This is a genomic window from Sporotomaculum syntrophicum, from assembly GCF_009932395.1.
GTDB lineage: Bacteria > Bacillota > Desulfotomaculia > Desulfotomaculales > Desulfallaceae > Sporotomaculum > Sporotomaculum syntrophicum.
Genome location: NZ_LSRS01000002.1, coordinates 495,447 through 517,289 on the forward strand (window position 1 = coordinate 495,447; position 21,843 = coordinate 517,289).

Below are 21,843 nucleotides of genomic sequence, written 5' to 3' on the forward strand. Positions count from 1 at the left end.
ATTGCTGTGCATCAATTAATAAGAAAATGCCCAAAATTCGCAAAATTAAAAATATAAACTCATTTTGCGTTGAAAACAGACCAAAACTTGCTAAATCAAGGTGTTATGCGTTTTGACGTGCCTTATTTGGTGCTTGTACTATATAAATATAATTTTCATTTAAATAAGGAGGTTGGGTCTATGTTTAATATTGTTCCTTTCAAGAGAGGTTTGTTGAGAAGAGGAGAAGACTTTTTTGACCATTTCTTTGATAGTGACTTCTTCGCACCGGTTCCTTTTGAGAAATTTGGTTTCGGCTTCAAAGTCGACATTAAGGAAAATGAAAACGCCTATTTAGTAGAAGCCGACCTCCCGGGAGTAAACAAGGATTCCATTAACATCGAATTCGAAAACAACTATTTAACAGTCTCAGCCACAAGAGAAGACACTACTGAGGAAAAGACGGAAAACTACGTTAGGAAAGAGAGAAAATACGGCGAGTTAAAGAGAACTTTCTATGTTGATGATGTGGATGAGGAAAAAATAAAAGCCTCCTTTGTCGAGGGCGTTCTTAAAATTGAACTGCCGAAAGCCAAAGCAGAAAAGGCGGCGACGAAAAAGATCGAAATTGAATAAAGCATTGTAACCCTAGGGGGATTGAGTTCTGTAATTTACAGGATTCAATCCCCTTTCTCTTTGCTTGGGCGATATCTTTGCTTGCTAAAAGGCGGGTGGAATAAGCTGCTAGCTGTCGCTGTATTTGGCTATATAAATACTTTTATTAGCAATAATTTTCTGCAGGGCCATGATAAATCGGTCTACTTCCAAAAAGTTGTTATACAGTCCAAAGCTGGCCCTAACCAGGCCGGGAAAAGGTATGTCCGGGTTATTGCTGTAATAATCCAGGCATTCAGGAGTTAAATTCAACAGCCTCTGAGCATAAAGATGTGCGCAAAACAAGCCATTTCTTACCGCAATCCCATCCTCACCGGATAGTATTTTGGCAGTTAATTCGTGATGTACGCCTCTGATGTTAAAGGGAATAATTCCCACTTTTCTTTTTCCCCGTTGACTGTGGGTATAGATTTCGATATCTGGCAAGTGTTTTAGTCTTTCCAATGCATAGTCGGCCAAAGATATTTCATGTGCTTCAATTCGTTCAAGGCCGATACTTGTCAAAGTTTTAATCGCTGCCGTTAATGCTACTACGCCAATAACATTGGGAGAACCGGCTTCATCTTTTGCCGGGGGATCTTCCCAAAAAATATTTTGATGTGTTGCGAGTTTAACATCTCCCCCGCCTTTATATACAGGCTCACGCCGGTCAAAAAACTCCCGGGGACCGATTAGTACCCCTATCCCGAAGGGAGCATACATTTTATGTGCAGAAAAAACCAGAAAATCAATATGTTCCGGTGATTCTATCGGTTTCATATCAACCGCTATATGTGGAACTAATTGTGCGCCGTCAATCAGCACCTTCGTGCCGTATTGATGAGCCAGTTTGGCAATTTCATGGATCGGGTTAACATATCCTGTTATGTTCGAGGCTCCTGTAACTGTAACCAATTTTACTCTATGGCGGTATTTTTGGAGTTTGCTTTCCAGGTCATCTAAGCACAGCCTGCCGTAATTATCTATATCTACATAATCAACCGTAAATTTGCTTCTCCAGGGTAGATCATTGGCCAGGTGTTCCATCCAGGTTGTAAGGATAACCTGGTCCTTATGGTCCGGAACATCTGCACACAACAGATAAGCTAGCATATTGATAGATTCCGTAGTATTTTTGGTATAAATAACTACATCTTTTTCTTGGTCAGCTTTAACAAAATCTTTAATGGCCTGCCGGCCACCTTCAAATATTTGGGTGGATAAAATCGATTTGTAACCTGTCCCCCGGTGCACGGAGGCATACCAGGGCGCAAAATTATTAATTTCTTGCATTACCGCCAGGAAGGGCGGGGTAGACGCTGCATTATCAAAATTTACTGCAGTTGTAAATTTATGCTCAGCTATCGGCACCTCAGTATCTATGCCGACAACCAGATTTCTTAACTCAGTTTGCGTTATGTTTTGTTGCAAAGGAATCATCTCCATTGAAAGACATTAAAGCCTGGCCAATTTCGCGTTTCGCATTTCGCATTCCTTCCAACATATTATGATGAAGGATGTCATAATGTTATGCTAATAATTGAACTGCTGCCGAAATGGACACAATTATTATGTATTTATCACCATGGTCCAATTACCTAAAGGTTGAAAAAAAATACAGTTTGGGTTATTATAATTTTTATAAATTATTAATAATCAGAAAGGGAATCTAATGGAAACGGATCCGGAGTCAGCGAGTATATTTGTGCAATTAACCGTCATTGCTATTCTTACCATTATTAACGCCTTTTTTGCTGCTGCCGAACTGGCAATTGTATCTATAAATAGAACTAGATTGAGAATTTTAATTGACGAAGGCAATAGTAAAGCCGTTTTATTGCAGAAATTAATAAAAGAGCCCACAAAGTTTTTATCAACTATTCAGGTTGGAATTACCTTTGCGGGCTTTTTCTCTAGTGCCTATGCGGCAACAGGTATTGCTGATGACCTTGGTTTGTTGCTAAGCAAATTTGCTATCCCTTATAGCCAGGACTTAGCGCTGATTGTCGTGACGCTTATTTTATCTTACGTTATTCTTGTGTTAGGTGAGCTGTATCCTAAAAGGCTAGCCTTGCAAAAATCAGAAGCCATTGCGCTTTTTGCCGTGAAGCCGGTAATGTTTTTTCTAACACTAACCGCACCTTTTGTTAAATTGCTAACATTCTCCACAAACTTATTAATCCGGCTCACGGGTGTAAATAATCCCGACCTGGAAGAAAGGGTGTCAAGAGAAGAAATTAAATCAATGGTTGAAGTCGGGCAAGAACATGGTGCAATCAATGAAACAGAAAAGGAAATGATTGATAGCATTTTCGAGTTTGATGACAAATTGGCAGAAGAAGTAATGACACCGAGAACTGATGTTTATTTAATTGATATTGACGAGCCATTGTCGGAATATGTTGACGAATTGTTGCAGCAAAAGCATTCCAGAATTCCGGTTTACGAAGGCGATAGTGATAACATCATCGGTGTACTCCACATCAAAGACTTTATTATCGAAGCTCGCCGGGTGGGTTTTGCCAATGTTGACATTAGGAGCATTCTCCGACCGGCCTATTTTGTGCCTGAAAGAAAGAATATTGATGATCTCTTTAAGGATTTACAAAACTCGAAAAAACAAATCGCAATTTTGATTGACGAGTATGGTGGTTTTTCCGGTATTGTTACCATTGCAGATGTAATTGAAGAAGTAATGGGGAAAATTGAAGATGATGATACTTTAGACTCAGATGCGGATATTAAAAAAATCGACGACAACACCTACTTGGTCAAAGGTCGCTTGCCTGTTGAGGAATTAAATAAAGAATTATTATTAGATCTCGAAGATGATTCAGAAGACTATGATACATTAAGCGGGTTTCTAATCATGCTGCTGGGGTTCATTCCTAATGATGGTGAAGAGTATACTTTGGAACATAATAATGTTGTGTTTAAAATTGAAGAAGTAAAAAACAAAAGGATTGAAAAAGTAAAAATTTGCAAAATCGAATATGCTTAACGTACAGAATACCAAAGGTATTCTGTCTTTTTATCATAACGTTTGATGGTGCAAGCACTCTCTCTGGGGGGTGCTTTTTTAGTTGGCTGAACACCTTTTTTTTAACAAATGCATATTGTAATTAATGCATATATAAAGGTGCCAATATTTTTATGCTGGAATGTGTATAGATTTATTTTTAATAAAATTTACAAAGGAGGTTTATGTCAATGACTGATGCTACTACAAATCTTAAGCAGCTTAAAGACTTTGTGGCCATTTTTGTAGAAAACTCCCGCTTAAGAGAGTATCATAACATGGAGCCATCACTGCTCATTGACATTGAAACCGCCGATTTATCTCATGAGCGGGTGCGGGATGAACTGATCGGCCTAGTGATTTACTGCCTTTCACTAGCTAATGCCGCCGGCATAGATTTGTCCAGCGCCATTAGGGAAAAGGTAGTAGAAATATTAAAGGGTACACAGTAAATTAGATTATTTGCCCTTTTGGGCTGTTCTTTACGAAGTTTATAATGTTAAAATAGTTTAAACCTTGTACCCCCCCAGGTTGCTGTAGGCAGAGATGCAAGGTTTGATTTTGCCGCACGCCCCTTGGTAAGTGGGTGCGGCTTTTTGATGTTAATTATTGGTACAGATGGTTGTTACTCCCTAAGCCATCATGTCTTTAATGGAAAATCTGAAGGGGTTGAAATCCGTGTCGCTGTCATAGTAATCCACGTCTTCTATCTTTTTCACCAACCCTACTGCGGCATAGGTAAAGGGAGTAGCTAAGGCCTCAAAGGCTATTTTAAAAACGTAGTTGGATACGATCATGTACATTAACAAGTTGGCCGGTATTATTCCTGTAAAGGCGATAACTACGAATAATACTGTGTCTACTGCCTGGCCCACTATGGTGGAGCCAATTGTTCTGGTCCAAAGATACCGCCCTTTAGTGGCGATTTTCATTTTCGCCAGGATAAAGGCATTAACAAACTCACCGCCCAGGTAAGCAATCAAACTTGCGATTACTATTCTTGGAATTTGGCCCAATATGGCCAGGTAAGCCTCCTGCTGTTGCCAATCATTGGCAGCAGGTAGTATGCCCACCAGCCAGTACATCAAAGACATAAAGACACAAGCCAAGAATCCGGTCCAAACTACAATTCTGCTTCGTTTATATCCATAAACCTCGGTTAAGATGTCCCCAAAGATATAGGTTAGGGGAAAAAGAATCGTCGCGCCGTCAAAATAAAAAGGTCCAAGATGAGTGATTTTAACTGCTACAGTGTTTGAAACCAACAGCACAGTAACAAACAAGGCCATGATGATGGGAAATAAACGCAACTAAACCGCCTCCTGTTTTGTTAATCCGGGTGGCCGCGACCGGAAAACCTTGTATTTGATTAACTAGACTGCTTCTGACCGACAAAAACAACTTTTATCCTATCACAGGATAAGATATTCGTAAATATATTATCAAATTCTATTAAAACGTATTATGACTAAGGAACTTTAATGCCTTCATTAATCAGCCAGGGTAAGGTTACTTTGGTCTGAAAATCTACTGTACAAGGTCCGTCATTTTTACTGGGACTTGTTATACAAAGTATTATATAGCTTGTAATATGGAGCAGTTCAATCAAACCGGTACTAATATTATGGCTTATCAGCATAAGCTGTCTCAATACATCTTAATCCCATTATTAGGTATGCTGAAGCTCTTTTATGCATTAGCTAATACACTTAGACTTATATATCATTAAATTGCTAGATGTTTTACAAATAATAATAAAAGGGGGGAAAAATCATTACCGAAGAACTTAAAGATAAAAATCGGGAAATTAAAAAACAGGAAATTTTTGATAGAGTAATAAAAGGAGATATAGAATTCATTAGACTGCAATTTATCGATGTTTTTGGTGTTTTAAAAAGTGTCAATGTTACACCGGATGAACTTGAGGATGCAATGGAGGGCAATTTGTTGTTCGATGGTTCTTCTATTGATGGATATGCTCGAATTAATGAGTCCGACCAGTGTTTGGTGCCAGACCCCGACACCTTTCAGTGTATGCCTTGGAGGCCGACTGAAAAAGGTGTAGCTCGTATGATTTGTGATGTTTACAATCCCGATGGGACGCCTTTTGAAGGTTGTCCAAGGTGGATATTAAAACGCGCACTAAAAGAAGCTGAAGATATGGGTTATGAATTAAATATGGGTCCTGAAGGCGAGTTTTTCCTTTTTCACACTGATTCAGACGGGGGACCAACTCTTCATATTCACGATAAAGCAGGGTATTTTGATTTAGCGCCGATAGATCATGGTGAAGATGCCAGAAGAGATATTGTGCTTACTATGAAACAAATGGGTTTTAGAATAGAGGCCTCTCATCACGAAGTAGCTCCCGGACAACATGAAATTGATTTTAAGTATGGAGAGGCGTTGAAAACTGCTGATCAATGGGTTACTTTTCGCGACGTGGTTAAAAATATAGCTAAGAAACACGGTCTTTATGCCACTTTTATGCCCAAGCCCTTTGCAGGTGAAAACGGTTCTGCCATGCATTGCAACCAGTCATTGTTTCAAGACAATAACAACGTCTTTTACGATGCCAACGGCGAGTACCAATTAAGCAATATTGCCTTCAATTATTTGGCCGGGTTACTTAAGCATGCTAAAGGTATGACTGCTATTGGAAATCCCATAGTGAACAGTTACAAAAGATTAATTCCCGGTTATGAAGCTCCCACCCATATCGCCTGGTCAAATTCTAATCGCAGCACTTTAGTGAGAATTCCTGTCCGGCGGGGTAATGCAACCCGTATTGAGTTAAGAAATCCCGACCCTGTTGCTAACCCTTACCTGGCTTTTGCAGTAATGTTAAAATCAGGTATCGAAGGCATAAAAAACAGGCTCAAGCCACCACCGCCGGTTGAAGAAGATATTCATAATTTATCCGAGAAACAAAGAAGGGCTTTAGAAATAGAACACTTGCCCCGGGATTTATTTGAAGCTCTAAAAGAGATGGAAAAGGACCCTCTTATAGAACAAGCAATAGGGTCACATTGTTACAATCGTTTTTTAGAAGGTAAATATAGAGAATGGTATGAATACGCCGAACAAGTACATCAATGGGAAATAAGACATTACTTGGCTAAGTATTAGAACATTAACTTTACTAAGCTGCGTGGTGTTGCTAACATGAAAAGGAGATCGTGATTATCTATTAAGCAATAGGCGTGCATAATGGTATCATGCTGTTCATATGCTAGCTTAAAATACTACCGGATTAATATTAATCGATCACCGTCCATCCCGTTTTTATTTGATTGCTATTATAAAAGGTTCCGACCCTAAAAGGAGGTTAATAATGAACAAAGGCAATCTGCCCACTCGCAAAGAAATCCCCGACCAGTATAAGTGGCGGTTGGAAGATATTTATGTCTCAGTCGAAGCCTGGGAACAAGATTTCCGCCGGGCGTTGGATCTGGCCACCAGGATTGAGTCTTACAAGGGCAAGCTGGGCGCATCGGCCCGTACATTGTTTGAGGCGTTTCAACTGCAGGACCGGCTGGAAGCACTTAATGAAAAATTGTACACTTACGCCCATATGCGGCGCGATGAAGATAATACCAATCCCGTTTACCAGGCTCTTTCCGACCGGGCAGAAAGCCTGAGTGCCCAGGTCCAGGCTGCGGCTTCTTTTATGTTGCCTGAAATATTGACTGTGCCGGAACAAACTCTTGAGCAGTTTTTACAAGAAGAAGCCGGGCTGGGGTTATACCGGTTTGTGCTGGAGAAACTGGTGCGGCAAAAGCCGCATGTACTTTCTGCGGCGGAGGAACAGCTGATTGCCCGGGCGTCGGAAGTAACCCAGGCTTCCGCCAACATATTTAAAATGTTCAATAATGCCGATCTGACTTTTACTCCGGTGAAAGATGAAGAGGGCAACGAGGTGGAGCTTACTCATGGCCGCTACTTGCAGTTTATGGAAAGCAAAGACCGCCGGGTACGCCGGGAGGCTTTTGATTCCCTGTATGGTTCATACAGCCGGTTTCGCAATACGCTGGCGGCTACCCTGGGCTCGAGTATCAAAAAAGATGTGTTTTACGCCCGGGCGCGCCGGTATCCCTCGGCACTTGAAGCCTCACTATTTGTCGATAATGTGCCTGTAGAGGTATATGATGAGCTGATTCACACAGTGCGTAAAAATTTAGAACCTTTTTACCGCTATATGCGACTGCGGAAAAAAATGCTCGGTCTAAGCGAATTGCATATGTACGATATTTATACTCCCGTGGTTAAAGAAGTGAACTGGCACATCACCTACCCGGAAGGGGTGGAGATGATGCGAGAAGGCCTGGCTCCCCTGGGTGATGCTTATGTGGAAACAATGATTCAGGGCATCAATGAGGGTTGGGTAGATGTGTTTGAAAACAAGGGAAAGACCAGCGGTGCATACTCTTGGGGTCCATACGGCACGCATCCTTATGTATTGTTGAATTATCAGGATAATCTGGATAATGTATTTACCCTGGCCCACGAGATGGGGCACGCGATGCATTCTTACTACTCTTATACAACACAGCCCTACGTTTATGCCCATTATAAAATATTTACCGCTGAAGTAGCCTCCACAGTCAATGAATCATTGCTGGTACAATACCTGCTGGAAAAAGTAAAAGACCGGGATAAGAAGATGTATCTGCTAAATCATTATCTGGAACAATTTCGGGGCACTGTGTACAGGCAAACCATGTTTGCCGAGTTTGAAAAAATTACGCATGAGCGGGTGGAGGCCGGGGAAGCGCTAACACCGGAGTTGCTATGCAGTATTTACCATCAATTGAACCTTGATTATTACGGCCCGGATGTAGTGGTGGATAATGAGATTGATATGGAATGGGCCCGAATTCCCCATTTCTACAACGCCTTTTACGTGTATAAATATGCAACCGGTTTTTCGGCGGCAACTGCTCTAACGAGCCTAATTACTAGGGATGGGCTTCCGGCGGTTACTCGCTATATTGATTTTTTGCATCAAGGGGACTCCGACTATCCGCTGAATTTGTTAAAGTCGGCCGGTGTGGATATGACCACTCCGCAGGCAGTGCAGGAATGCCTGGATATGTTTGCACGCCTGGTAGGAGAATTGGAAGACTTGGCGGTAGGCAGGACAGTGGATTAGGAGAGAGATTTATTTGCGCACGGGCGGTGCAGCCCGTGCTGATTGTTTTTAGCCTGCATCACTGAAAATGGCATTACATAGTTCCAACGGGTGGTGGACGAGAGCGTCAGGATGATAGCCGGCCAGCAGTTCTTCACTATCATAGCCCCAGGTGACGGCGATAACGCGCACCTTATTTTTTTGACAGGCGATAATATCCCGGCATTCATCTCCAACATAAACTACCTCTTGACTATCTAAAGCTTGTTGGGTTAAAAAATCTTTAATAGCTTTATCCTTGCCAAAAAGGCCTCCGGATGAGATGATATTGTCGAATGAGCTAATTTTATTGTGTCTTAAAAAAGCGTTAATGTTTTCCGCCGAGTTGGAGGATATAATGCTTAACGCAAGCCCGCTCGCCTTTAGCCGGTCAAGCACCTCTTTAATGTCGCTGATGATGGGCAAAGAGGCTGTGGCCCGCCGGTATTTATCAGTCAAATCCATCTTTAGCACGGGTAATTTGTAAAAAGCGAGATTAATGAATTTGCATCTCTGGGGGATGGATAACGAGCGCAGGTGAGTATAGTCACTTTCTTTTATTTTGCGGAGCTTGTATTTGGGAGCCAGTTCATTGAGCAATTCCACGGCCAGGTAGCGTGACTCCACAATTGTGCCGTCAAAGTCGAAAATAACGCATTTAACCACTTTTTACCTCTCAGTTGTCATATTGTAATTAACTTGCATGACACTTTCAGTATAGCTTTTCCGGTTCCAAAACATTTTGCACATTTAAGTAATACTCAGCAAAGTATAATTTATCACACCTCTTTCAAAGATCAAAGACCTATTTAGGTTATTTTTGCCAGGGATTTGGAATAAACTTTATTTTCAGCGTATGATATAGTATATCATTTCTTGCCTGGGCTAAGTCCTTGCAGGAGTGCATTAATTAATTGGCGAAGAGTAGATTAATTAATGAAAGCACAACGATGTATGTTTACATGAAGGGATGGCAAGGGCATGGGGCACATGGCGGGCAAAGATATATACCGCAGGCTGGGCGAAAAAATCGATAACCTGACGATAAAATCCCCATGGAATAAGGCTTTGCACATGGTGCTTAAAGAGCTGTACTCTGAACCGGAAGCAGACCTTGTGGTGCAGATGCCTTACCAGTTATCCAGTGTGGATAGAATCGCCGGCATTACCGGTGTTGAATCGGCCGAACTGCAGGACAGCCTGAAAGCTATGGCGGAAAAGGGACTGGTGCTGGATCTGTATCATGAGGGACAGTATTACTACATGCCGTCCCCTCTCATGGTGGGCATATTTGAGTTTACCATGATGCGAACCGGTTCAAACTATAGTCCCAAGGCAGCGGCCGAGCTGTTTCATGCCTATCTGTCAGGTACTGACGACTTTTATCGGGCTAATGCCGGCGACGGGCAGCAAATTGCACTAACCAGAGTTATGCCCTATCCTGAAACAGTGGCACCCGAAGATGTGGTGGAGATTTTACCTTACGAAAAAGTCGAGGCTATTGTGGAAAGCCATGACCAGTATGCTATAGGTACCTGCGCCTGCCGGCATGAGAAACAGCACATTGGCCAAAAAACCTGCGCCACTCCGCTGGACACATGTACTTCTTTTGGCTACGCCGCTGATTATTTAATTAGACATCACATGGCCGCTCAGGTAAGCCGCGAACAAGTGTTGGAAAACCTAATGCGCTGTAAAGAACTGGGACTGGTGTTTTGCGCCGACAATGTTAGAAAGAATATAACCTTTATTTGCTGCTGTTGCTCCTGTTGTTGCAATATGCTCCAGGGTATCAACAAATTTGGGTATACCGGCTTTATCAAAACCTCTAGCTTTATTGCTACAGTGGCCGTTGAAAAATGCACCGGGTGTGGCCGGTGTGTCTCAGCCTGTCCGGTAAATGGAATTAATTTAGTTAAGAGAGCATCCTTTGGGGCGGTGGAAGAAAATACAATTGCCCGGGTGGATGAAACAATTTGCTTGGGATGCGGGGTATGTGCTACTCAATGTGCCCGGGGTGCACTGCAGCTAATAAAACGTCAGCCCATCGTGTTGCCTCCGGAAACTATCTTTGAGCGTAACATACTGGCCTGTTTGGAGAAGGGAACCTTGCAGAACTATCTATTTGATAACCCCGGCGCGGTTACTCACCAGGTGATGCGGGGTGTGTTAGGTGGAATATTAAGGCTTTCTCCGGTGAAGAAAGCGTTGGTGGGAGACTTATTTTGCTCTGTCTTTATCAAGACATTGACCACTGGGGTAAAGCTTACCGGCAGGGGATGGATAACCGAACTATAAGATATTGACAAAACTTTGCAGAATATTTGCAAAGGAATAAACATTTTTATGTGGAAACAATAATTAGCCAAACTACTGCGAAGAAGGTGAGTATATGATTGAAACCCATTTTCGTAAAGGCACCCAAACTATTAAATTGGGACTTATTAAAGTGGTGCATGACTTGTTTCCCGATGATGCTTTAAAAACAGCTTACTCAATCGGGGAGGGGGTTTTTTGCAACCTGGCCGGTTCCCTGTTATCTGTAAGAGAGGTAAAACAAATTGAAATAAAACTAAGGGAATGGGTTGAGCAGGATAGCCCGATCCAATTTATTGAACATAAGGATGGGTATTATCACTATCTGGTAGGCGACATGCTGATGAAAGTAGTTTACCCTGCCCACACCACCACTGCTCTGGCCGATCCATTCACGATCACCCCTTTTTCTTATGGTTTTATTATCGACTTTTCCGATCCCGTAAAAAGAGGGAATAAGCCTATTGAACCGCCCGTTTTGTTGGCTAACAATTATGAAAAGAGCCAGCGCTGGTTAAAAAATATCGGCATTGAATTCTTTTCCGATATAAATAAATTTATTCTCTCCGGAAATAGTATGCAATTACTTGGTCTTGCGGAGGCTGTGCATGAAAAGAGAATCTCCGATATTGCGGATATGATTATTCAACAGCGCCGTGCTTTGCGCGTGCTGCTTATTTCTGGACCCTCGTCATCAGGGAAAACCTCTTTTGCCCAGAGAATTGCCACGCAGCTGTATGTAAATGGATTAAAGACTGTTTCCCTTTCCATGGATGACTACTATTTAAGCCGGGATAAAGTTCCTCGTGATGCGGATGGCAAATATAATTTTGATTGTATTGAAGCGCTTGACTTGCCGCTTTTGCAGCAACATATTGAACAGTTGATTAATGGGGAAACCATTGAGGCTCCGGTACATGATTTTATTCTTAGCCGCCGGGCTAAGCAAACTAGAACCATGCATGTAGGACCTTCAGAAATTCTCATTATCGAAGGAATTCATGCCTTAAATCCCATATTGGTTCCAAACATAAATAGAAATTTACTTTTTAAAGTTTATGTCAGCTGCCTCGGCGGGCTTAATTTCGACCTGGTTAACAGAAATCCCACCACTGAAATTAGATTGCTGCGTAGATTAGTTAGGGACGATCGATACAGGGGCTCTCACCCTGAAGAGACTTTAGATATGTGGGCTAGCGTGCGCAGGGGTGAGGAAGGCATTTTTCAATACCAGGAAGACGCAGACGTTATGTTTAATTCAAATTTGCTCTATGAAATGAACGCCCTGCGTCCTTTTGCCGAGGAGACATTGAGTAAAATACCTGATGATAGTCCTCATTACGAAACAAAAGAGCGCCTGATGAATTTATTGACTTTTTTCGAACCGATGGAAACTGCTAAAGTTCCCTTTAACTCCATTTTAAGGGAATTTATTGGAGGCAGTATATATTTCAGCTACTAAAGCGAAAAACTGAGTCGATGCTACATTGTTTCTTATTTAAATGGGGTATAAAGGAGCGCGGTCAACAAGTGAGCGTTCCTTTATACCTCATATTTTTAGGTATACCTCATATTTTTAGGGCTGTTTTTTTGATGCATAAACAGGCAATAAGTATAAATTACGCTGTAATAAGCTTAACGCTCGTAAAAAATCACACAAAAATATGACATTTTGACATCATTAAGAATAATGCCGACACGTTGTGAGCAAGTGTCGGTCATTTGCTTTTTGATTCTTGCCTAACCGACCGATTATTTAAGTTTAAATGATTAACGGTTGGCAGATTAGATGCTAGGGCTAAGGCTTTATGTTATAATGTGCTGCAGTAAATTTTTTATGGAGGGATGAATTTTGTCATTCAAAGACATCCATGATTTGACCAGGGAGCAGCTCCTTGATTTTATAACAGATTTGAGCAAACGCTGGCTGGCACTCGATGGGCTGTGGTTTCAGGCTGTGGAAAAAGAATACGGTTTGAATAAGGCTATTGCAGTGGATACTGCTGCGTGGAGCAAATTTACAGCTCTAGAAGCTCAGCGAATCATGGCCTTTCTTGGTCTGCCGGCACAGGGCGGTCTGGATGCGCTGGAGCAGGCTTTAAAGTTTCGTTTATATACTTTTTTAAATAAACAGGAAATTATCCGCCGGTCGCCTGACAGACTTGTATTTCGCATGCAGGATTGCCGGGTGCAGGCAGCCCGGGAGCGCAAAAATATGCCGCTATTTCCCTGTAAGCCGGCGGGATTGGTGGAATACAGCGGCTTTGCCCGTACTATTGACTCTCGCATTAGTACCCGGTGCATTTGCTGCCCGCCGGACAAGCCCGATGCAGGCTGCTACTGTGCCTGGGAGTTTACAATTACCGAGTAACATGTACAAAAAAACAGCTAAACGCCATTAATTTTTTTATTTTCTAACACAATTTACTATAGACGTTACACCGGGGGTTTTGTACAATAATATTTGCTGGTTGCTTGACCGGTCAATGAAGGGGTAACCCCTGCGAAATTTTATGAATTATGGGAGGTATATAATATGTTTAAGGTGCAAATCAACCAGGATAAGTGCCAGGGTTGTGGGGAATGCGTAGAAAACTGCCCGGCTGAACTTCTGGCTATGGATGGCGATAAAGCTACTGTGGTCGGCGAACCTGATGAGTGCTTGGGCTGTGAAACCTGTGTAAGCATTTGCCAGAACGAGGCTGTTACTGTTAGTGAGGTATAATATAAACTTAAATATTTTAGCATAATAAGCTCATATCCGACCGGATATGAGCTTATTATTTTTTTGTCAGAATAATATGCTTGACAGTGCAAATTTTGTCTTAGTCATCGTTAAATGAAGTCATGAAGCGACATTATAAATCGTTGTTATGCTACTCAAAAACACTTATTATATTCATTGGAGGTGGATACAGTTTGTATTACATTGCAGGGGTAACTGAAGACGGCATAGAGATGGGCTGTGATTTCGGATTTGATATGATTGAGCGAATCATACTGGATGATATTTTCATGGAGATACCTTTAAAGGTAATGGGCGATTTAATTGCCTGGAAAAGGTTTTCGTATTTTGGGGACAAGCCCGAGGTTAATGCTGATGATTTAGTTGGCCAAAAAGCTCAGCGCCTGCAGATAGAATATGGGATTGATGTTTTGCGGGAGAACTGCCAGTCGGTAATAGTTGACAGAATTCCTTTATTAGCAACTTTAAAGAGAATACGCATTAAACTGTGGAATCTGCCGGGCTGGCAATGTGGACAAAATATAATACCAATCGAACTGTTTAAGCATATCGTGCTATATCACCCCCAGTTATTGCGCAGTCTATTAGGTGAAGAAAAATACGGGCTCTGGGACCATGCTGAGGACCGGGGGCGGGCTCTTGGTGTTTTAAATAAATTCATTGACTTCCTGGAAGGTAACCCCGGCCTGCAATATATTGTATTATATAATGAATTGACTTGCCCCCACTGGGATGCTTCGGGTGAAATGCAATTTGACAGCAGTGGCCGGCTGGCTGCTTTTAATTATTTTGGCCGGGGTAACGGCCAATCATATAAATATTACCCGGAGCTGGAAGTATGGCAAAGAACTTAGCCTGGCAGGACTTGCCCTTTTAATAAAAAAGTATATAGTTATAATGAATACGTAACTTACAGGAGGCATGAAATGTGGACAGGCTATGGGCACCGTGGCGTGGCGTTTATGTGGTTAATAAATCCGGAACCGAATGTATCTTTTGCGAGAAATTAAATGCGGGGGTCGAAAAGGATTTTGAAAATTATGTACTGTATCGCGGCGACAATGTGTTTGCGTTGCTGAATATTTATCCCTATAATAATGGTCACTTGATGGTGGTACCAAACCGGCATGTAGGTGAAATTGAGGAATTGAAACTTGAAGAGATGCAGGAATTGTTTACGGTTATTCAATTAATGGTCAGAGTGCAGAGAAGCGCGCTGTCTCCCGATGGTTTCAATGTGGGGATGAACCTGGGTAAAGTAGCGGGGGCTGGCATTCCCGGCCATTTACATATACATATAGTGCCCCGCTGGGGTGGCGATACAAATTTTATGCCTGTACTAGCCGATGTGAGAGTAATTCCCGAGGGTTTGGAGGCCACCTACGCCAAGCTCAAGCAGGCATTGGAGCGGATAGTATAGTACAGTAGATAGCAAAAGGATAATATTACAAATAAACAATTCTTGACTTAAAGCAATGCGTATGATAAGATCGTTCTTGCGTTAAGGAAGAACGCAAATTTTGTGGTGGATGTAGCTCAGCTGGTTAGAGTACCAGATTGTGGCTCTGGGGGTCGTGGGTTCAAATCCCATCATCCACCCCAGTTTATTGGGGCGTAGCCAAGTGGTAAGGCAACGGGCTTTGGTCCCGTCATTCGTTGGTTCGAATCCAGCCGCCTCAGCCAAAGCGGCCACGTTGTGGTCGCTTAATGACCTAGTAGCTCAGTCGGTAGAGCACCTGACTTTTAATCAGGGTGTCCCGCGTTCGAGTCGCGGCTGGGTCACCAGGAAAAGCCCCGTGATTAATCATTGCGGGGACTTGCTTTTTTTTAATCCAGTTTGGTTTGTATAAAGCTTTTCGTTGGAGTTAATAACTTTATCCGGTTACCTAGTCAGCCGTTATTATAATGAATATAAAAAAACAAGTTGCTAAAAGTAGCAACTTGTTTTTTTTTGTTCCTGTGTCACTAAATAGTGTCACACATACTCGTAATTTTGTCGGGCATTATAAAGACATCACCAGTAATTAAAAATAATTAACGAGGAGGTTTTTATTTTGGCACAAGGACAAAACAGGAACAGGAAACTGATACCGCAGGCAGCTAATGCTATGGAGCAATTTAAATATGAAACTGCTGCCGAATTAGGTATTCCCAATTACCAGGGTTATCTTGGTGACTTGCCTTCACGGATGAACGGTGCTGTTGGCGGTAACATGGTTAAGAAAATGGTTGCCGCTTATGAGCAAAGCCTGGCTCAGGGACAACAGCCTCCCACTCCGCAGGTAACCAACCAGCAGCCTACTCCCTAAGGAATGAAAACCAACCGGCCATTACAAGGCCGGTTTTTTCTGGTCTACCAAAATTAAACCATTGTTCGGCTCGTTAAATCAGCTTGACTTGTACAATATTTTCTGCATTACCATAAAAATTATGCATGCTCAGTTAAAAAATCTATTATGTGAATTTTATTTTAGTATTTAACTTGAGCACAAATAACCTTTATTATGCTGGTTTTTTATGCTTTTATGCTAATTTGTGCTGATATGTTGTGTGGATTAAGTTAAAAATGTTCCGTGTATTGTTGTTTTTGTGATAATATTTATGAATAACATATAATAAGATTATATATAAGTTAGAAGCAATAAATAATTAAAATTAGATGTTGGGAGGCGTTTGTTTTGGCTTTTGAAGTTTATAAACCAAGGTCGTCTAAAGATGATGTGGTTGCCTTCACTAAACATCATATTAGATTAGGAGTAAAACTAGCCGGTAAACTTGGTGGTGACCGGGTTGAGGTAGCTTATGACAGGGATACTCAGCAATTAAGAATTAAAGCGGTAGACGATGGCGGGCTGTTGCTTAATAATAATAAGATCGGGGCTCGGGGTATCTTTAAGTTTTTTGATCTCGAAGGTAAAAAGGGTAATTATGAAGCCAGGTTTGATCCTCAGGAAGCAGCTATTTTTGTAGATATGAAAGAATAGTGTTTCTGCTTAGGGGGATAAATAATGCGAACTGGTATAGCTAACTTACCTTTACATGGACATCATTGTCCCCGGTGGCTTTTCGAGCGCATGGTACGTCTGAGCGCGGCTATCGTTGAGGCGGTGGTGGAGGAATTCGGGCCGCGGGAAGTGCTGCGCCGCATGTCTGATCCTTTTTGGTTTCAGGCTTTTGGTTGCGTAGTGGGCTTTGACTGGCATTCATCCGGGCTGACCACGGTGCTCTGTGGTGCCTTAAAGCAAGGGATGGCTGATAGACAAAAGGATGCCGGTATATTCTTTGCCGGAGGCAAGGCAATGACGTCACGGAAAACGCCCCTTGAAATAGCTGCTTATACCGACAGGTATGCACTGCCGGACAATGTGGCTAATTTGCAGTATGCCAGCCGCATGTGTGCCAAGGTTGATTCGGCGGCGGTGCAGGATGGCTACCAAATTTACCAGCATTTCTTTATGTTTACCGGCGATGGGAGTTGGGCGGTGGTTCAACAGGGCATGGATGGACAAAGTGGCTGGGCAAGGCGTTATCACTGGCTGAGCGACAATTTACGTAGTTATGTCGAAGAGCCGCACGCTGCTGTTTGTGGTCAAAATGGATTAAAGGTGCTCAATATGGTAGCCAGGGAGAGTGACCAAGCCCGCAACGTATCGGTTTTTCAAACTAAAGAGAAGCCGGAAAAAATTATTTCGTCCTTAAAAAAGATTGCGGCGCTACCCCGGGAGCAGTTGGCCAGATTAGATTTACCTGCTGCTCACCCGGTGCCTCAGGCAGGACGTATCGAAAAAACCTTGCGTCAACTCTATGATTTGGCTCCGCAGAACTATGAGCAGCTATTGTCTGTTCAGGGAGTCGGACCGGCGACCGTGCGGGCTTTTGCCCTGGTTGGTGAAGTAGTCTACGGAGTAAAGGCCAGCTTGAAGGACCCGGTGCGCTATTCTTTTGCCCACGGGGGTAAAGATGGTCACCCCTACCCGGTGGATCGCAACAATTACGATCTCTCTATAAATATGCTGGAAACCGCCCTGCGGCGGCTGCGAGTTGGCGAAAGAGATAAAATGGATGCTCTACGCCGCCTGGCAGTTTTGCAAAAAAACTTTACATATTAAACTGGAGGTTTTCGATATGGATAATCGTCAAGCGCTTAAAGAGTTATTGGATACCCTGGCTTTTGAACGCCGGCCGGTAGTGCTTTCTTCCGGTAAAACCAGTAATTATTATTTTGATGGCCGGAAGGTTTCCCTTAATCCCCAGGGGGCTTATTTAATTGCCCAAATCATTTGTGATATGCTTGAAAACGAAAATATTGATGCTGTGGGTGGCTTGACCATGGGTGCGGATCCCATTGTGGGTGCTCTGGGGCCGGAGGCTTACCGTAGAGGTCTTGACCTGTCTTTATTTATTGTGCGTAAAGAAGCTAAACAACATGGTACCAAACAGCAAGTCGAGGGGCCGCCCCTTAAACCGGGTCAGCGGGTGGTAATTGTTGATGATGTTCTTACGACTGGGGGCTCAATAATCCAGGCGGTGCAGGCTGTGCGGGAAATCGGTTGTGAGGTAGTCAAGGCTATTGTCCTGGTGGATAGGTTGGAAGGTGGTACCCAGGCTTTGGAAGAGATGAACGTTCGCGTAGAGTCTGTGTTTACTGCGGCTGACTTTGGTCTTTAATTAAGCCGCACAAAAAAACTAAACTTTCGTCTATTAATTGTTTAAAAGGCTAAATAAGAGCTCATGATGTATTTATGCCGAGATATTTTGGCAAAATGAACAATTTTGTTGTTTGACTTGTTAAATAATAATACATAAAATTACATCGCGAGCCTAAATTTGGGGAGGCGAATAATATTTTGTCACCGAATTCCTATTATGGAAGCGGGGGAACCATTTTAGGGGTGAAATGCGATTAGCATGGGGCTAACACTTCGGTCCTAACCCGTCAGCTAACCTCGTAGGTGTGGAAAGTGAGGCACCATGTTAAAGCGAAAGGCAAAGTTGTTTTTTACTTCAGTTGCGCTCGGTGCATCTTTATTAGTGTCACCAGGTATATCTTCTGCGGATACATATTACACTGTTAACCAGGGGGACAACCTCTGGAGAATTTCCAGAATGCACGGCACATCGGTGGAAAACATTATGTTCTGGAATGGTATGACTTCTAATATTATTCATCCAGGTCAGCAATTGGTGGTAGCTTCTGGTGCGGGTACAGTGCAGGACAAGCCATCCACCTGGACAAGCCAGGCGAATCCGGTCCAAACCGTGTCAAGAAGTAGTGACCGTGTCACCGAACTAATTGATTATTCCAAAACTTTTATTGGTGTGCCATATGTCTCTGCAGGTATGTCGCCCAGCGGTTTTGATTGTTCCGGCTTTACCAAGTATGTATTTGCTCACTTTAACATTAATTTGCCCCGTACTGCTGCTGAACAGTACAACGTAAGTCAGGCTGTAACAACAAATGAAACCAAACCCGGTGATTTAGTGGCTTTTAAAACAGGTAGTTACATATCGCATGTTGGCATTTATTTAGGCGGTGGCAAATTTATCAGTGCCACCTCCAGCAGGGGAGTTGCTATTGCTTCGGTATCTGATCCCTATTGGAAAGAGCATTTCTTTGGATATGCAAGGGTCATTCCTTCATAAACATTGCCGAACAGTGTTACTTTGATTAATCATTAAGAACGATCATATAAAAAAGCTCACCTACATTCGGATAGGGGGCTTTTTTACTTTCAAGATATCGTGCCCGCAAATAGTGACTATGATTATAGTAGACAATTTAAGTTGTTCAGCAAGAAAGGAATTGTGCGATGAACAGTAAGTAATTAGCGAAATTTTATGAACGGTCGAATCCAACCCCGACTGTAGGCTGTGATTTAACAGACTGGGATTTTTATCTCCAATATGGTTTTAGGCTCAGGACAATTAACCAAAACCTCAACCACAAAGTAATTATAGTATTTTTTTATGGCTGTTGCCAGGCCAAAGGTGCGCAGTCCATATTTGTCCAGTGTCTGGATCAAGTTGCCGTATATGCTTGCTTCCAGCATGATACGGTCGTTCAACTCAGTATGGCTAATGCCGGCCAATACTTGCCGGACATATTCGCTGAATTCATTAAGTGCAGGTGTAAGGGGGGAAATATCATATTCAATATAATCTTCCACCATGTCGATCATATGATCATCTCCTATGGTAATATATGTAATATATTACCATACGTGGAAATAAATATCTAGTATTAAATTTATAACCCATGTTAATATTTTTATTAATTTAAGTGATTTTTTTATCTATGATTTTGTATGTTAAAGGTGTAATAATGTATTATGTTTATATATTAATCTGTGCTGACGGCACTTATTATACCGGTTATACTACAGACCTGGTCAGGCGGCTACATGAGCATAACCGGGGGCAGGGGAGTAAATATACCAGAGCTCGTTTGCCGGTGGAACTGGTATATTATGAGGTGCTGCCGGATAAAAGCAGTTCGCTGAAGAGGGAAATTGCCATTAAAAAATTGTCCCGGCGGGAAAAAATAAGGCTGGTAGATAAATGCCAATCCAACTAAGCATTAAGCCTGCACAGAAACGGTAGTGTGACTAGGTTAAGCAGTTGGGAAGGTGGATAGGTGCCCGATGATAATTATCAGTGCCTGCTTGGTTGGCGAAAAGTGCCGGTATACCGGTGATGGTTTTGATTACACCACGCTTCGCCGGTTGGTGGAGGAAGGTCTGGCTGTGCCTGTTTGCCCGGAGGTGCTGGGGGGCTTGCCTGTTCCAAGGGATCCCAGTGAAATAAGGGGAGGTAACGGCTTTGATGTGCTAGATGGCAAGGCCCGGGTGAAAACTAACCAGGGTGTGGATAACACGGCTGCCTTTATGCGAGGAGCTGCAGAGGTACTGGCAGTAGCCCAACGATACAGTGCTTGCATGGCTATTTTAAAGGAACGCAGCCCGTCCTGTGGCAGTAAGATGATTTATGATGGCACTTTTACTAACCACAGGGTTCCCGGTTGTGGCTGTACCACGGCACTTTTGCTGAGGGAGGGTATCCGGGTTTTTTCAGAGGAGAACTATAGTTAGCCGGGGAAATAAGTTACTACCGGGTAGCCGAAGGTCATATGCTGGCTTGACTGGTTAAAAGTATAAGTTTATTAATCTTAGCTTGGAAAGTTGGTCGTGGGAAGGAAGAACTAAATGTTTATTAAAGACGAATGGCGATTAATTGAAAAACATCAATTAGCTGAACAGCCCTGGTTAGTGAAGCAATTGGCCGGATTGGCGGAAGGTCCCGGTGCTTTGGAAGAAAGGGTTGAAATCTTGCTGTTGTTGTGCCAGCTCCCTTTAAACAAACAAGCAGTAGCGATTAGCGCTTGTATAGACAGGGACAAGCTGTGGGAAGATTTACTAGACAGAGAAGAATATGGCGCAGCGCTTAATTTATTGCACAGCGCTTTAGCCAGGTGGCTGCCGGATATCGGCGAATTCAGCGATTTAAAGTGGTTGTTTTCCGGGTTGCTGCAGGTGAAAAGGCAGGCAGTCGGTAAAAAGGCCAGGGTGGTGTTTAATACAGTATCCGGCAGCCAGGTGTGGGAGAGCGCTGCCATGCTGGAGGCATTGATAGAGGACGCCCTTGGTGCCGCAGCGGAAGCCTGGGTGCGTTGTCTGCGTGGTCCAGGGGGAGGCCACCGGGTATTGGAAATTCCCCAGGCATTGGCAGACCCGGATCTGGCGGAGTCGATAATTAGTGAACTGGCCCGTGACCCGCAGGCACTGACCCTGTTATTGGAGGATGTGCGCCCGCAGCCGTCAGATGTTGGGCTTACTTTGGAGCAGTATGTCGCGCTTCTAGAAAGTGGTGTTGAAGCCGCTCGTTATTGTCTGGATACAATTATGGCCGGTATAACCGTAAGTAGTGAAAAGTAAAGCCACAACAACAGCTTGGCTGGTGTTT

General features: G+C 42.9%; 23 protein-coding genes, 3 tRNA genes and 1 riboswitch. Of the genes, 22 read left to right on the forward strand and 4 right to left on the reverse strand.

Annotated elements, in window-relative coordinates:
• Positions 1-180: 180 nt before the first annotated feature.
• Complete coding sequence (gene hsp18 / locus SPSYN_RS04715; protein ID WP_161821326.1) at positions 181-615, forward strand: heat shock protein Hsp18; 435 nt, start codon at positions 181-183, stop codon at positions 613-615.
• A gap of 108 nt (positions 616-723) precedes the next feature.
• Here the strand turns inward: hsp18 and SPSYN_RS04720 are convergent, their stop codons facing one another.
• The gene (locus SPSYN_RS04720; RefSeq protein WP_161821436.1) at positions 724-2,073 is read right to left on the reverse strand and encodes an aminotransferase class V-fold PLP-dependent enzyme; all 1,350 of its coding nucleotides are present in this window, start codon (positions 2,071-2,073) and stop codon (positions 724-726) included.
• 232 nt (positions 2,074-2,305) lie between these two features.
• On the opposite strand from SPSYN_RS04720, the gene SPSYN_RS04725 reads away from it, so the two are divergent.
• Together SPSYN_RS04725 and SPSYN_RS04730 are read left to right on the forward strand one after the other, a co-directional pair.
• On the forward strand, positions 2,306-3,634 hold the full coding sequence (locus SPSYN_RS04725) for a hemolysin family protein (protein WP_161821327.1): 1,329 nt from the start codon (positions 2,306-2,308) through the stop codon (positions 3,632-3,634).
• A gap of 209 nt (positions 3,635-3,843) precedes the next feature.
• A complete protein-coding gene (locus SPSYN_RS04730; RefSeq protein WP_161821328.1) occupies positions 3,844-4,104 on the forward strand; it encodes a MazG-like family protein in 261 nt (86 codons plus the stop codon).
• Between the two features lie 180 nt (positions 4,105-4,284).
• Here SPSYN_RS04730 and SPSYN_RS04735 read toward each other — a convergent pair whose 3' ends face one another.
• Positions 4,285-4,962, reverse strand: coding sequence for a queuosine precursor transporter (locus SPSYN_RS04735; protein WP_161821329.1), 678 nt, complete (start codon positions 4,960-4,962; stop codon positions 4,285-4,287).
• 496 nt (positions 4,963-5,458) lie between these two features.
• On the opposite strand from SPSYN_RS04735, the gene glnA reads away from it, so the two are divergent.
• Together glnA and pepF are read left to right on the forward strand one after the other, a co-directional pair.
• Entirely contained in the window at positions 5,459-6,781 is a 1,323-nt protein-coding gene (gene glnA, locus SPSYN_RS04740) for a type I glutamate--ammonia ligase (RefSeq protein ID WP_161821437.1), read from the forward strand.
• A 205-nt stretch (positions 6,782-6,986) separates the two neighbouring features.
• On the forward strand, positions 6,987-8,804 hold the full coding sequence (gene pepF / locus SPSYN_RS04745; protein ID WP_161821330.1) for an oligoendopeptidase F: 1,818 nt from the start codon (positions 6,987-6,989) through the stop codon (positions 8,802-8,804).
• A gap of 48 nt (positions 8,805-8,852) precedes the next feature.
• On the opposite strand, the gene SPSYN_RS04750 is transcribed toward pepF, so the two are convergent.
• On the reverse strand, positions 8,853-9,488 hold the full coding sequence (locus SPSYN_RS04750; RefSeq protein ID WP_161821331.1) for an HAD-IA family hydrolase: 636 nt from the start codon (positions 9,486-9,488) through the stop codon (positions 8,853-8,855).
• A gap of 315 nt (positions 9,489-9,803) precedes the next feature.
• Here SPSYN_RS04750 and SPSYN_RS04755 point away from each other — a divergent pair, with 315 nt between their 5' ends.
• The 14 genes from SPSYN_RS04755 (at position 9,804) to SPSYN_RS04820 (ending at position 19,527) form a co-directional block, all read left to right on the forward strand.
• Positions 9,804-11,120, forward strand: coding sequence for a 4Fe-4S binding protein (locus tag SPSYN_RS04755; protein WP_161821332.1), 1,317 nt, complete (start codon positions 9,804-9,806; stop codon positions 11,118-11,120).
• 94 nt (positions 11,121-11,214) lie between these two features.
• On the forward strand, positions 11,215-12,600 hold the full coding sequence (locus tag SPSYN_RS04760) for a uridine kinase family protein (protein ID WP_161821333.1): 1,386 nt from the start codon (positions 11,215-11,217) through the stop codon (positions 12,598-12,600).
• A gap of 387 nt (positions 12,601-12,987) precedes the next feature.
• Complete coding sequence (locus SPSYN_RS04765) at positions 12,988-13,509, forward strand: DUF6125 family protein (RefSeq protein ID WP_161821438.1); 522 nt, start codon at positions 12,988-12,990, stop codon at positions 13,507-13,509.
• Between the two features lie 165 nt (positions 13,510-13,674).
• On the forward strand, positions 13,675-13,863 hold the full coding sequence (locus SPSYN_RS04770) for an indolepyruvate ferredoxin oxidoreductase subunit alpha (protein WP_161821334.1): 189 nt from the start codon (positions 13,675-13,677) through the stop codon (positions 13,861-13,863).
• Positions 13,864-14,057: 194 nt separating this feature from the next.
• Positions 14,058-14,738, forward strand: coding sequence for a hypothetical protein (locus tag SPSYN_RS04775; protein ID WP_161821335.1), 681 nt, complete (start codon positions 14,058-14,060; stop codon positions 14,736-14,738).
• A 74-nt stretch (positions 14,739-14,812) separates the two neighbouring features.
• Entirely contained in the window at positions 14,813-15,304 is a 492-nt protein-coding gene (locus tag SPSYN_RS04780) for an HIT family protein (RefSeq protein WP_161821336.1), read from the forward strand.
• A 105-nt stretch (positions 15,305-15,409) separates the two neighbouring features.
• Positions 15,410-15,486, forward strand: a tRNA-His gene (locus SPSYN_RS04785).
• 6 nt (positions 15,487-15,492) lie between these two features.
• Positions 15,493-15,567: transfer RNA gene (locus tag SPSYN_RS04790), tRNA-Gln, on the forward strand.
• A gap of 26 nt (positions 15,568-15,593) precedes the next feature.
• Positions 15,594-15,669, forward strand: a tRNA-Lys gene (locus SPSYN_RS04795).
• Between the two features lie 269 nt (positions 15,670-15,938).
• On the forward strand, positions 15,939-16,193 hold the full coding sequence (locus tag SPSYN_RS04800; protein WP_161821337.1) for an alpha/beta-type small acid-soluble spore protein: 255 nt from the start codon (positions 15,939-15,941) through the stop codon (positions 16,191-16,193).
• A 369-nt stretch (positions 16,194-16,562) separates the two neighbouring features.
• The gene (locus tag SPSYN_RS04805) at positions 16,563-16,868 is read left to right on the forward strand and encodes a hypothetical protein (RefSeq protein ID WP_161821338.1); all 306 of its coding nucleotides are present in this window, start codon (positions 16,563-16,565) and stop codon (positions 16,866-16,868) included.
• A 36-nt stretch (positions 16,869-16,904) separates the two neighbouring features.
• Entirely contained in the window at positions 16,905-17,993 is a 1,089-nt protein-coding gene (locus SPSYN_RS04810; RefSeq protein WP_423828279.1) for a DUF763 domain-containing protein, read from the forward strand.
• Between the two features lie 16 nt (positions 17,994-18,009).
• Positions 18,010-18,552: an orotate phosphoribosyltransferase gene (gene pyrE, locus SPSYN_RS04815; protein WP_243152911.1), complete on the forward strand. Its 543-nt coding sequence runs from the start codon at positions 18,010-18,012 to the stop codon at positions 18,550-18,552.
• A 173-nt stretch (positions 18,553-18,725) separates the two neighbouring features.
• A riboswitch (cyclic di-AMP (ydaO/yuaA leader) is annotated at positions 18,726-18,855 on the forward strand.
• Entirely contained in the window at positions 18,856-19,527 is a 672-nt protein-coding gene (locus tag SPSYN_RS04820) for a C40 family peptidase (protein ID WP_161821340.1), read from the forward strand. It begins immediately after the preceding riboswitch.
• Between the two features lie 233 nt (positions 19,528-19,760).
• Here SPSYN_RS04820 and SPSYN_RS04825 read toward each other — a convergent pair whose 3' ends face one another.
• A complete protein-coding gene (locus tag SPSYN_RS04825; RefSeq protein ID WP_161821341.1) occupies positions 19,761-20,063 on the reverse strand; it encodes a hypothetical protein in 303 nt (100 codons plus the stop codon).
• Positions 20,064-20,206: 143 nt separating this feature from the next.
• Here SPSYN_RS04825 and SPSYN_RS04830 point away from each other — a divergent pair, with 143 nt between their 5' ends.
• The 3 genes from SPSYN_RS04830 to SPSYN_RS04840 all read left to right on the forward strand — a co-directional run bounded on the left by SPSYN_RS04830 (position 20,207) and on the right by SPSYN_RS04840 (position 21,815).
• Entirely contained in the window at positions 20,207-20,458 is a 252-nt protein-coding gene (locus SPSYN_RS04830) for a GIY-YIG nuclease family protein (RefSeq protein ID WP_161821342.1), read from the forward strand.
• A gap of 67 nt (positions 20,459-20,525) precedes the next feature.
• The gene (locus SPSYN_RS04835; protein ID WP_161821343.1) at positions 20,526-20,972 is read left to right on the forward strand and encodes a 2-thiouracil desulfurase family protein; all 447 of its coding nucleotides are present in this window, start codon (positions 20,526-20,528) and stop codon (positions 20,970-20,972) included.
• A 114-nt stretch (positions 20,973-21,086) separates the two neighbouring features.
• Complete coding sequence (locus SPSYN_RS04840) at positions 21,087-21,815, forward strand: Clp protease/crotonase-like domain-containing protein (protein WP_161821344.1); 729 nt, start codon at positions 21,087-21,089, stop codon at positions 21,813-21,815.
• Positions 21,816-21,843 lie beyond the last annotated feature (28 nt).